The sequence below is a fragment of the Amycolatopsis thermalba genome, from assembly GCF_003385215.1.
In the GTDB taxonomy this organism is placed as follows: domain Bacteria; phylum Actinomycetota; class Actinomycetes; order Mycobacteriales; family Pseudonocardiaceae; genus Amycolatopsis_E; species Amycolatopsis_E thermalba.
On the sequence record NZ_PQHW01000160.1, the window covers coordinates 1 to 11,258 of the forward strand.

Consider the following 11,258-nt stretch of genomic DNA (forward strand, 5'->3'; position numbering starts at 1 on the left):
CCGCCCACCCACCCGAGCAGCGGGGGTAGCCCTCAGTGACGACCGCTCACGGGCGAGTCGATCAACGCGACACGCCGTCGCACGACGTGGTGAACACCATGCTCGGTACGTGGTCTGCGCCATCCACCGACTGGATCGTTCCGGGTAGGCTCGTCCTGCGGTTTACCGCATTCCCATTCCGTCGAGCACGCAGGAGGACCCCGGTGACCGAAGAGGCTACCGAGGCCAGCGGTGTGGCCACCGCTCCGCAGCGTCGGGTGCTCGTCGCCGAAGACGAAGCACTGATCCGGCTTGACCTCGTCGAGATGTTGCGCGAAGAGGGATACCAGGTGGTGGGCGAGGCGGGCGACGGCGAAGAGGCCATCAAGCTGGCTGCCGAGCTCAAGCCCGACCTGGTGATCCTGGACGTCAAGATGCCCAAGCTGGACGGCATCGAGGCGGCGTCCCAGATCACCACCGACCGCATCGCCCCCGTGGTCATCCTGACCGCGTTCAGCCAGCGCGAGCTGGTCGAGCGCGCCCGCGACGCGGGCACCATGGCGTACCTGGTCAAGCCGTTCAACAAGCGGGACCTCGTTCCCGCGATCGAACTGGCCGTCAGCCGGTTCTCGGAGATGCAGGCCCTCGAAGCCGAGGTCGCCAGCCTGTCCGACCGGCTGGAGACCCGCAAGGTCATCGACCGGGCCAAGGGCCTGCTGATGACCCACCAGGGCCTGACCGAGCCGGACGCGTTCCGGTGGATCCAGCGCACCGCCATGGACCGGCGCACGACCATGAAGGCCGTCGCCCAGGCGGTCGTCGAGAGCATCGGTCAGAAATAACCCCACGCGTTCGCGTGCGTGGTCAAACGCTCCGACATCACTCCAACGAGAGCGTGACGGCGCTGCTCATCTGAGCAAAAGGTCACTGATTGTTATCACCCGGTTGTTGCAATGCAGCAACCGGGTGTAAATCATGCATGAACTATAGTGACCCCCGTCACGATGTGGAAACAAGACAGCGCGGACCGCTGTGCTTGACCTCACCGGGCGGCTACGTTCAGCGCCCGATAGGTCCCTATCTCGGGACGGCCGCAGTCCGCGGCCGGCTGGATATTGGAGGAACGAGTGTCAGGAGCACGACTCACGCGAGTTCTCGTGCTGGCAGCGGCGGCAACGCTGGCGCTGGGTGCGTGCGCGGCGCGTGATGAGGGAGGTACGTCGGGCGACACCACCGGCTCGGCGGCGGCGCCTTCGCAGGCGGCCGACGCGGCGAACCCGCGCGGCGACGGCAAGGCGGTGTGCTCGGGCGTGTCGATCGCGTACGCGGGCACCATCAACGGCGCGAGCGCAGCGCTGGGCCAGAACATCCTGCGTGGCGCCGACCTCGCGGTGAAGCAGCACAACGAGGCGAATCCGAACTGCCAGGTGACGCTGAAGCAGTTCGACACCGAAGGCAAGCCGGACAAGGCCCCGGGCATCGTCACCCAGGTCATCAACGAGGCCGACATCATCGGCGTCGTGGGCCTGCCGTTCTCCGGTGAGTCCAAGGCCGCGGGCAACCTGTTCAACCAGGCCGGCCTGGTCACCATCAGCCCGTCGGCGACCAACCCCGCGCTGGCCGAGAACGGCTGGAAGACCTTCTTCCGCGGCATGGGCAACGACTCGGTCCAGGGCCCGGCGGCGGCCAAGTTCCTCACCGAGACGCTCAAGGCCAACAAGGTCTGCGTCGTGGAGGACGACTCCGAGTACGGCATCGGCCTGGCCAACGCCGTGAAGCAGGCGCTGGGCGCCAAGGCCTCCTGCACCGACAAGGTGAAGACCGGTCAGACCGACTTCTCCGCGGTGGTCAACAAGATCTCCACCGAGAACCCGGACGCCATCTTCTACTCCGGCTACTACCCCGAGGCCGGCCCGTTCGCGCAGCAGCTCAACGACAAGGGCGTCACCGCCAAGTTCGTCGGGCCGGACGGTGTGAAGGACAACGAGTTCCTCAAGGGCGCCGGCGGCGGCGCGACCAACGCCTACTTCACCTGCCCGTGCGTCCCGGAGGACAACTTCCGCGACTTCACGGCCGCCTTCAAGCAGGTCGAGGGCGCTGACCCGGGCACCTACTCGCCCGAGGGCTACGACGTCACGACCATTCTGCTCAAGGGCATCGACAGCGGCATCAAGGACCGCGCGGGAATGCTCAACTTCGTCAAGAACTACGACGGTCAGGGCCTGACGAAGAAGTTCAAGTGGAACGACAAGGGCGAGCTCTCCGACACCCCGGTGTGGAGCTACCGCGTCGAGAACGGCAGGATCGTCAACAACGGCCAGATCAGCTAACGACCTGACCTTATCGGGCATGCACGCGGCCGATCGTCGCGTGCATGCCCGATCCGTACCCGGGAATGAGTGAACCCTTGTACCCCGCGATGACCCCATTCCTCGCGCAGTCCGAGCCCTGGATCTCCTTCGACGTGGCCGGCCTCGCGGAACAGTTCTGGAACAACACCGTCGACGGCCTCGCGCTCGGCGGCATCTACGCACTGGTGGCCCTGGGCTACACGCTCGTCTACGGCGTGCTCAAGCTCATCAACTTCGCGCACTCCGAGGTCTTCGTCGTCGGCGCGTTCGCCACCTGGCTGACCTTCTACGGCCTCGGCTTCCGCGCCGGCGCCACGCCGGTCCTGTCGGTCTTCGAGATCATCCTCTTCCTCGCGATCGCCTGCATCGCCGCGATGGCGGTCTCCGGCGGCACCGCGGTGCTGCTGGAACGCGTGGCCTACCGCCCGTTGCGCAAGCGCAACGCCCCGCGCCTGGTCTTCCTGATCACCGCGATCGGCGCCTCGTTCGCCATCCAGCAGGTTCTGCGCCTGGTGTTCGGCCTCAACCAGCAGCCCCAGATCCGGCTGCTGCAGCCGGAACCGCTGTTCCGGCTCTTCGGCGCGACGGTCACCAACATCCACATCATCCTCTTCGTCGCCGCCGTCCTGCTGTGGTTCGTGGCCGACTACTTCGTCAACCGGACCCGCCTGGGCCGCGGCATCCGCGCCGTCGCCCAGGACCCGGACACCGCGACGCTGATGGGTGTCAACAAGGAACGGGTCATCGTCATCACGTTCCTCGTCGGCGGGCTGCTCGCCGGCGCCGCCGCGCTGTTCTACATGATGCGGATCCCGCAGGGCGCCATCTACAACGGCGGCTTCCTGCTCGGCATCAAGGCGTTCACCGCCGCGGTGCTCGGCGGGATCGGCAACCTGCGGGGCGCGCTGCTCGGCGGGTTCCTGCTCGGCCTGGTGGAGAACTACGGCCAGTCCCTGTTCGGCGGCGAGTGGAAGGACATCGTGGCCTTCGTCGTGCTGATCGTCGTCCTGATGTTCCGTCCCACCGGCATCCTCGGTGAGTCCCTCGGGAAGGCGCGCGTATGAGCACCCAGACCGTGAGCGCGCCGGCGAAGCGGCGCTCCATCCGCGAGCAGTGGAACAACCTGTCCCGGCCGGCCCAGTGGGCGATCCTCATCCCGGTCGTGGCGCTGATCTACTTCCTGCCGGTGCTCAACCCGCCGCTCATCGCGACGACCGGCACCGACTTCCCGACCGCGATGTTCGACGTGGCCCGCTACGCGCTGGTCGCGATCGGGCTCAACGTGGTGGTCGGCCAGGCCGGCCTGCTGGACCTGGGCTACGTCGGCTTCTTCGCCGTCGGCGCCTACGTCGCGGCGCTGTTCACCAGCCCGAACTCCGGGCTGACCAAGCTGCCCTACCTGTGGACGCTGCCGCTGGCGATGGTGGTCACGATGATCTTCGGGGTCATCCTGGGCACGCCGACCCTGCGGCTGCGCGGTGACTACCTGGCGATCGTCACGCTCGGGTTCGGCGAGATCATCCGCCTGGTGGCGGACAACGTCGACCCGCTGCGCGGCCAGTCCGGCTTCGAGCGCGTCGGCACCGACGCGGACGGCACGCCGTTCTTCGCCAACGCCACCGCCTGGTACTGGCTGACGGTCACCATCATCATCGCGATCCTGCTGCTGGTCGGGAACCTGGAACGCAGCCGCGTCGGCCGCGCCTGGGTGTCGATCCGCGAGGACGAGGACGTCGCCGAGATCATGGGCGTCCCGGTCTTCAAGTTCAAGATCTGGGCGTTCGTCATCGGCGCCGCCATCGGCGGTCTCTCCGGCGCGCTCTACGCGGGCAAGCTCGGGTTCGTGAACAACCAGTCGTTCGACGTCATCACCTCGATGCTGTTCCTGGCCGCGGTGGTGCTCGGCGGCGCCGGCAACAAGGTGGGCGTGCTGCTCGGCGCGGCCGTGGTGGCCTACCTGCCGCTGCGGTTCGTGCAGCTGGCCGAGTACAACTACCTCATCTTCGGCATCGCGCTGATCATCCTGATGATCTTCCGCCCGCAGGGCCTGCTCGGCGCCCGGCAGCGGCTGCTGGCCCGGGGCCGCCAGGCCTACCAGCGGCTGCTCGGCCGCGGTGAGCAGATCAGCGGGGAGAGCGCGCTGGCCGCCGACACGACGGGAGGTCCCCGATGAGCCACCCCAGCGAGGAGACCCCCGTCGAGGGCGGCCTGGTCGCCGAGGTCGCCCGGATGAGCCCGGAGGAGCTCGCCGAACACGAGGCCGAGGTCGCCGAGGCTGTCGCCGTCGACCGGGACATCCAGGTCGAGGTCGGCGAGACCCTGCTCGAGCTGCGCGACGTGACGCTGAAGTTCGGCGGCCTGACCGCGCTGGACTCGGTGTCCTTCGGCATCCGCCGCGGCGAGATCCTGGGCCTGATCGGGCCCAACGGCGCCGGCAAGACCACCTGCTTCAACGCGATGACCGGGGTCTACCGGCCCACGTCGGGGCAGGTGCTGCTGGAGGACAAGCCGCTGGGCAAGGCCACCCGGCACCAGATCACGCAGCGCGGCATCGCCCGCACCTTCCAGAACATCCGCCTCTTCGGCGAGATGACCGCGCTGGAGAACGTGGTGGTCGGCACCGACGCCCGCCACAAGACCAGCGTCATCGGTGCGCTGCTGCGGCTGCCGCGGCACCACCAGGAGGAGAAGACCGCGGTCGAGCGGGCCATGGCGCTGCTGGAGTTCGTCGGCATCGCCGACCGGGCCGCGGACAAGGCCAAGAACCTCCCGTACGGCTACCAGCGCCGCCTGGAGATCGCGCGGGCGATGGCCACCGAGCCGAAGCTGCTGTGCCTCGACGAGCCGGCCGCCGGGTTCAACCCGGCGGAGAAGGAAGAGCTCATGGGGCTGATCCGCAAGATCCGCGACGACGGCTACACCGTCCTGCTCATCGAGCACGACATGAAGCTCGTCATGGGCGTGACCGACCGGATCGTCGTTCTGGAGTTCGGTAAGAAGATCGCCGAAGGACTGCCGGCCGAGATCAGGGAGAACCCCGCTGTGATCGCCGCCTACCTGGGAGTGCCTGACGATGACGCTGCTTGAGCTTGACGGGGTCTCCGTCCACTACGGACGGATCCAGGCGGTCTCGGAGCTGACGCTGCGGGTCGACGAGGGCGAGGTCGTCGCCCTCATCGGCGCCAACGGCGCCGGCAAGAGCACCACGATGCGCGCCATCTCGGGGATCCGCCCGCTGTCGGCGGGCCGGATCACCTTCGCCGGTGAGGACATCACGAAGCTGCGCGCCGACCTGCGGGTCGTGCGCGGCATCTCGCAGGTGCCCGAGGGGCGCGGGGTGTTCCCGGGCATGACGGTCGCGGAGAACCTGGACATGGGCGCCTACGCGCGCAAGGACCGGAAGAACCTGCAGCCCGACCTGGACCGCGTGTTCGACCTGTTCCCGCGCCTGGCGGAACGGCGCAACCAGGCCGGCGGCACCCTCTCCGGCGGTGAGCAGCAGATGCTGGCGATGGGCCGGGCCCTGATGGCCAAGCCCCGGTTGCTGCTGCTCGACGAGCCGTCGATGGGGCTGGCGCCGCAGTTCATCCAGCAGATCTTCCGGATCGTCACGGAGATCAACAAGCAGGGCACGACCGTGCTGCTGGTGGAGCAGAACGCGCAGCAGGCGCTCTCCCGCGCCCACCGCGCGTACGTGCTGGAAACCGGCCGGATCACCAAGAGCGGCACCGGGACCGAGCTGCTCGCGGACTCCGCGATCAAGGAGGCCTACCTGGGCGTCGCCTGATCGGGTGGCCTGGAACGGTGAGGGCCCCGGCGCCGCGTGCGCCGGGGCCCTCGTCCGTGTGTCAGCGGCTGCCCGGCGCGCGGTCGCGCACCAGGCAGGACAGGCGCGCGGTGCAGGTGCGGCGGCCCTGGTCGTCGGTCAGCACGATCTCGGCGGTGATGGTGCCGCGGCCCACGTGCAGCGGCGTCGCCACGCCCGTGACCAGGCCCGAGCGCGCGGCGCGGTGGTGGGTGCAGGACAGCTCGAACCCGAGCGTGGCCTTGTCCGGGCCGGCGTTGAGCGCGGCCACCGTCGAGCCGAGCGCCTCGGCCAGCACCGCGTTGGCGCCGCCGTGCAGCAGGCCGTAGGGCTGCAGGTTGCCCTCGACCGGCATCGTGCCGACCACCCGCTCCGCCGTGAGCTCGACGAACTCGATGCCGAGCTTGTCGTTGAGCTGCTGCTCCGCGACGCGCGGATCGATGCCCGCGAGCTGCTCGCGGATGGCTTCGGACAGGTTCTCGGTCACGGCTGAGTGCTCCTCGGTGAGACGACGGCAGGGCGAAGCGACCGCTCGCGCGGTTCTGTCGGTGCCCCACCCTAGACTCGCACCCGTGAGCCCCAGCCAGAACCAGCCAGTAGCCAACACCACAGCCACGCTGCCCGCGGACGGGCGGCCGCGGCTGTTGCTGATCGACGGCCACTCGATGGCCTACCGGGCGTTCTTCGCGGTCCCGGCCGACCGGTTCAAGACCTCCACCGGCCAGGTCACCAACGCGGTGTTCGGGTTCACCTCGATGCTCATCAACCTGCTGCGCGACGAGCAGCCCACGCACCTCGCGGTGGCGTTCGACGTGTCGCGGCAGACGTTCCGCTCGGAGACCTTCGCCGACTACAAGGCCACGCGCACGTCCACGCCGGACGAGTTCAAGGGGCAGGTCGATCTGGTCAAGGACGTGCTCGGGGTGCTCGGCATCCCGGTGCTGACCAAGGAGAACTACGAGGCCGACGACATCATCGCCACGCTCACCACGCAGGCCACGGCGCAGGGCTACCAGGTCCTCATCTGCACCGGCGACCGGGACGCGCTGCAGCTGGTGGACGACGCGGTGACCGTGCTGTACCCGCGCAAGGGCGTGTCCGACCTGGTGCGGTACGACCCGGCCGGGGTGTCGGAGAAGTACGGGCTCACCCCGTCGCAGTACCCGGACTTCGCGGCGCTGCGCGGCGACCCGTCGGACAACCTGCCGGGCATCCCGGGGGTGGGGGAGAAGACGGCCACCAAGTGGATCCAGCAGTTCGGGTCGCTGGCCGCGCTCATCGACCGCGTCGACGAGGTCAAGGGCAAGGTGGGCGATGCGCTGCGCGCGCACCTCGACTCGGTGATGCTCAACCGCCAGCTCACCGAGCTGGTGCGGGACGTGCCGCTGGACGCCACGCCCGACGACCTCGCGCTCAAGCCGTGGGACCGGGACGCGGTGCACCGGCTGTTCGACGAGCTGGAGTTCCGGGTGCTGCGCGACCGGCTGTTCCAGACGCTGTCCAGCGCCGAGCCGGAGGCCGAGTCCGGGTTCGAGGTGGAGGGCGCGGCGGTGCCCGCCGGCGGTCTCGCGGCGTGGCTGTCCCGGCACACCAAGGCCGGCCGGACCGTGGGCCTGTCGTTCCGCACCACCGGATCGTCGGTGCGGTCGGACATCCAGTCGATCACCCTCGCCTCGGCGGGCGGCGAGGCCGGCTACGTCGACGTCACCACGCTGGACGAGGCCGACGAGCAGGCGCTGGCGGCGTGGCTGGCCGATCCGGCGATCCCCAAGGCCGGGCACGCCCTGAAGGTGCCGCTGCACGCGCTGCGGGCGCGCGGCTGGAAGCTCGCCGGGCTGGCGATGGACACCGAGCTGGCCGCCTACCTGGTCCGGCCGGGGCAGCGGTCGTTCGAGCTGGACGACCTGGTGCTGCGGTACCTGCAGCGCGAGCTGCGCAACGACAGCGACTCCGGCGACGGCCAGCTGTCCCTGCTCGACGACGACGACGGCGACCAGAAACTGGTGCAGGGCGAGCTGGTCCGCGCCAGCGCGGTCGCCGAGCTGGCCGGCGCGCTCTCCGGCGAGTTGGAGAAGATCAGCGGCACCACGCTGCTGAACGACATCGAGCTGCCGCTGCTGCAGGTCATCGCCGAGGTCGAGGCCGCGGGCGTGGCGGTGGACATCGAGCAGCTGACCGCGCTGGAGGCGCACTACGGCGCCCGCGTGAAGCAGGCCGCCGAGGCCGCCTACGGCGTGATCGGCAAGCAGGTCAACCTGGGCTCGCCCAAGCAGCTGCAGGTCGTGCTGTTCGACGAGCTGGGCATGCCCAAGACCAAGCGCACCAAGACCGGCTACACCACCGACGCCGAGGCGCTGCAGACGCTGTTCGAGAAGACCGAGCACCCGTTCCTGCAGCACCTGCTGGAGCACCGGGACGCCACCCGGCTCAAGACCACGGTCGAGGGCCTGCTCAAGTCGGTCGCCGACGACGGCCGGATCCACACCACGCTGCACCAGACCATCGCCGCCACCGGGCGTCTGTCCTCTGTGGACCCGAACCTGCAGAACATCCCGATCCGCACCGAGGAGGGCCGCCGCATCCGCGACGCCTTCGTGGTCGGCGAGGGGTACGCCGAGCTGCTCACCGCGGACTACAGCCAGATCGAGATGCGGATCATGGCGCACCTGTCCGAGGACGCGGCGCTGATCGAGGCGTTCCAGTCCGGGTTCGACTTCCACGCCGCCACCGCGGCGCGGGTGTTCGGCGTCGACCCGGCCGACGTCACCGGGCCGCAGCGGGCGAAGATCAAGGCGATGAACTACGGCCTGGCCTACGGGCTGTCGGCGTACGGGCTGTCGCAGCAGCTGCGGATCTCCACCGAGGAGGCGCGCGGGCTGATGGACGAGTACTTCGCCCGGTTCGGCGGGGTGCGCGACTACCTGCACAGCGTCGTGGTCGAGGCGGGCAAGGTCGGCTACACCGAGACGATCTTCGGCCGCCGCCGGTACCTGCCCGACCTCAACAGCGACAACCGGCAGCGCCGGGAGATGGCCGAGCGGATGGCGCTCAACGCGCCGATCCAGGGCAGCGCGGCCGACATCATCAAGGTCGCGATGATCGGCGTGCACCGCGCGATCGCGGAGGCGGGCCTCTCGTCGCGGGTGCTGTTGCAGGTGCACGACGAGCTGATCGTGGAGGTCTGCGAGGGCGAGCGGGACCGGGTCGAGGAGCTGGTGCGCCGCGAGATGGGCGCGGCCTACGAGCTGGCCGTGCCGCTGGAGGTGTCGGTCGGGTTCGGCCGGTCCTGGAACGAGGCGGCGCATTGAGCCGATGACCGACCGGGTGGCGGTGGTGGCGCAGGTGCGCCGCGCCAAGGACTGGATGGACGCGCACTACGCCGAGCCCCTCGACGTGGACGCGCTCGCCGCCGTCGCCTGCTGTTCGCGCTACCACTTCATGCGGTCGTTCGCCGCCGCGTACGGGGAGAGCCCGAAGGCGTACCTGACGCGGCGGCGCATCGAGCGGGCGCAGGACCTGCTGCGGTCGGTGAACCTGACGGTCACCGAGGTGTGCCTGGCCGTCGGGTTCTCCAGCCTGGGCACGTTCAGCCGCCGCTTCACCGAGATCACCGGCGAGTCGCCGAGCGAGTACCGGGCGCGGGTGCGTTCGGACGGGCCGCCGCCGGTGCCCGGGTGCTACCTGATGATGTGGACCCGCCCGGGGGCGGAAACCGCACATTCGGAGAAGCCCGGGGACGCGGCCGGGCCGTAGCGTCTGGTCATCGACGACAGGAGGTTCGCGATGATCAGGGGACTGTCCCATGCCAGCGTCTACGTGCTGGACCACGACTCGGCGAAGGCGTTCTACACCGAGAAGCTCGGCTTCGAGGTGCGGCGGGACCTGCGGATCGGTGATTTCCGCTGGCTCACCGTCGGGCCGCCCGGCCAGCCGGACCTGGATTTCATCCTGATGAAGCCCGGCCCGCCCCAGCACGACGCGGAGACCGAGAAGCAGATCCGGGAGCTGGTGGCCAAGGGCGCGCTCGGCGGGGGAGTCTGGCGCACCGACGACTGCCGGAAGACGCACGCCGAGCTGGCCGCCCGCGGGGTCACGTTCCTGCAGGAGCCGGCCGAACGCCCGTACGGCATCGAGGCGGTGTTCCGCGACGACTCGGGCAACTGGTTCAGCCTGACCGAGCCGCACGCCTTCGACCCGGGCAAGGACTGGGGCTGAGCGTCGCCGGTTTCCGGCTGCGCGCCGAGTTGCGCCGCACTTCGGCGCGGGGCGGACCGGTCGCCGGTGAACAGTGTCGTGGCGGGTGTCCGGCGTGTTGCGGGCGGGAAAACGGCACGTGGAGAGGCTGTGCGGGCGGCGGGCAGCAGGTAGCGTGGGGTCATGGCTGGCCGGAAAGCGCTGATCCTGGCGGGAACGGGCATGCTGGCGAGGGTCGCGCAGGTCCTGACCCACGAGGGCTGGCACGTGGTGCTGCCCTCCCGGCGGTACCACCCGCTGGACTGCGAGGTGCGGCCCGGGGCGGCGGCGCGGCGGTCGATGCGGCCACCCGGGCACCGGCCCTACCACCCCGCCACCCTCCGTCCGTGGGGCGGCGGGAAGGCGATCTGGGTCGAGGCGCACTGGGACCGGCCGCGGGAACTCGCGGCGAAGGCGGAGCTGGCCCTGCGCGGGCCGGCGGACCTGCTGGTGGCGTGGATCCACGAGCAGTACCGCCGGTCGGTGATGGGGGCGGTGGAGCCCCTGCTCGCCGAGGACGCGCCGGTGGTCGAGGTCCGCGGCGGCCTGAGCGGCACCGGGGCCGTCGAGCCACCCGACCCGCTCCTCCCGCTCCACCCGACGCAGGTGGTGCAGCTGGGCACGGTCTCCGCCTACGACGCCCACCGCTCCCTGGCGCAGGACGAAATCGCCGAGGGAGTACTCGACGCGGTGCGGCGGGCGCTGAACGGGCACGCGAGCTCGACGCATCAGGTGGGGCAGCTGCGGCCGTTGGTGCGCTAGCTGTATCCGGTCAGGACGTTGGTAGCGGCGTGTCTGGCTGAGTAAAGGAGAACCTCCGGTTGGGATGTGGCTTGTCTAAGGCCCACTCCGATCCGGAGGTTCTCGTGTTCCACGGTAGTGCCCGGCTG

11 protein-coding genes are annotated in these 11,258 nt (G+C 69.7%); 10 read left to right on the forward strand and 1 reads right to left on the reverse strand.

Annotated features, from left to right (window positions below; genetic code table 11):
• Positions 1 to 203: 203 nt before the first annotated feature.
• From D0D15_RS34095 to D0D15_RS34120, 6 genes are all read left to right on the forward strand, one after another.
• A complete protein-coding gene (locus D0D15_RS34095; protein ID WP_017988040.1) occupies positions 204 to 821 on the forward strand; it encodes an ANTAR domain-containing response regulator in 618 nt (205 codons plus the stop codon).
• 315 nt (positions 822 to 1,136) lie between these two features.
• Positions 1,137 to 2,309 carry a branched-chain amino acid ABC transporter substrate-binding protein gene (locus D0D15_RS34100; RefSeq protein ID WP_094008330.1) on the forward strand — a complete coding sequence of 391 codons (1,173 nt, stop codon included), beginning with the start codon at positions 1,137 to 1,139 and terminating at the stop codon, positions 2,307 to 2,309.
• Between the two features lie 89 nt (positions 2,310 to 2,398).
• Positions 2,399 to 3,394, forward strand: coding sequence for a branched-chain amino acid ABC transporter permease (locus D0D15_RS34105; RefSeq protein ID WP_094008329.1), 996 nt, complete (start codon positions 2,399 to 2,401; stop codon positions 3,392 to 3,394).
• A complete protein-coding gene (locus tag D0D15_RS34110) occupies positions 3,391 to 4,503 on the forward strand; it encodes a branched-chain amino acid ABC transporter permease (protein ID WP_094008328.1) in 1,113 nt (370 codons plus the stop codon). The genes D0D15_RS34105 and D0D15_RS34110 overlap by 4 nt, the downstream gene beginning before the upstream one ends.
• On the forward strand, positions 4,500 to 5,417 hold the full coding sequence (locus D0D15_RS34115; protein ID WP_094008327.1) for an ABC transporter ATP-binding protein: 918 nt from the start codon (positions 4,500 to 4,502) through the stop codon (positions 5,415 to 5,417). The genes D0D15_RS34110 and D0D15_RS34115 overlap by 4 nt, the downstream gene beginning before the upstream one ends.
• Positions 5,404 to 6,117 carry an ABC transporter ATP-binding protein gene (locus D0D15_RS34120; protein ID WP_094008326.1) on the forward strand — a complete coding sequence of 238 codons (714 nt, stop codon included), beginning with the start codon at positions 5,404 to 5,406 and terminating at the stop codon, positions 6,115 to 6,117. Before D0D15_RS34115 ends, D0D15_RS34120 begins: the two co-directional genes overlap by 14 nt.
• A gap of 61 nt (positions 6,118 to 6,178) precedes the next feature.
• Here D0D15_RS34120 and D0D15_RS34125 read toward each other — a convergent pair whose 3' ends face one another.
• Positions 6,179 to 6,622 carry a PaaI family thioesterase gene (locus tag D0D15_RS34125; protein ID WP_094008325.1) on the reverse strand — a complete coding sequence of 148 codons (444 nt, stop codon included), beginning with the start codon at positions 6,620 to 6,622 and terminating at the stop codon, positions 6,179 to 6,181.
• Between the two features lie 85 nt (positions 6,623 to 6,707).
• Between D0D15_RS34125 and polA the strand changes: the two genes are divergently transcribed.
• The 4 genes from polA to D0D15_RS34145 all read left to right on the forward strand — a co-directional run bounded on the left by polA (position 6,708) and on the right by D0D15_RS34145 (position 11,130).
• Positions 6,708 to 9,443 (forward strand): DNA polymerase I, encoded by a 2,736-nt coding sequence (polA, locus tag D0D15_RS34130; RefSeq protein ID WP_244215011.1) that lies wholly within the window; start codon positions 6,708 to 6,710, stop codon positions 9,441 to 9,443.
• 4 nt (positions 9,444 to 9,447) lie between these two features.
• Positions 9,448 to 9,888 (forward strand): helix-turn-helix domain-containing protein, encoded by a 441-nt coding sequence (locus D0D15_RS34135; protein ID WP_094008323.1) that lies wholly within the window; start codon positions 9,448 to 9,450, stop codon positions 9,886 to 9,888.
• Positions 9,889 to 9,918: 30 nt separating this feature from the next.
• Positions 9,919 to 10,350 (forward strand): VOC family protein, encoded by a 432-nt coding sequence (locus tag D0D15_RS34140; RefSeq protein ID WP_094008322.1) that lies wholly within the window; start codon positions 9,919 to 9,921, stop codon positions 10,348 to 10,350.
• Positions 10,351 to 10,512: 162 nt separating this feature from the next.
• Positions 10,513 to 11,130: a Rossmann-fold NAD(P)-binding domain-containing protein gene (locus D0D15_RS34145; RefSeq protein WP_233157486.1), complete on the forward strand. Its 618-nt coding sequence runs from the start codon at positions 10,513 to 10,515 to the stop codon at positions 11,128 to 11,130.
• The last annotated feature ends 128 nt before the right edge of the window (positions 11,131 to 11,258 follow it).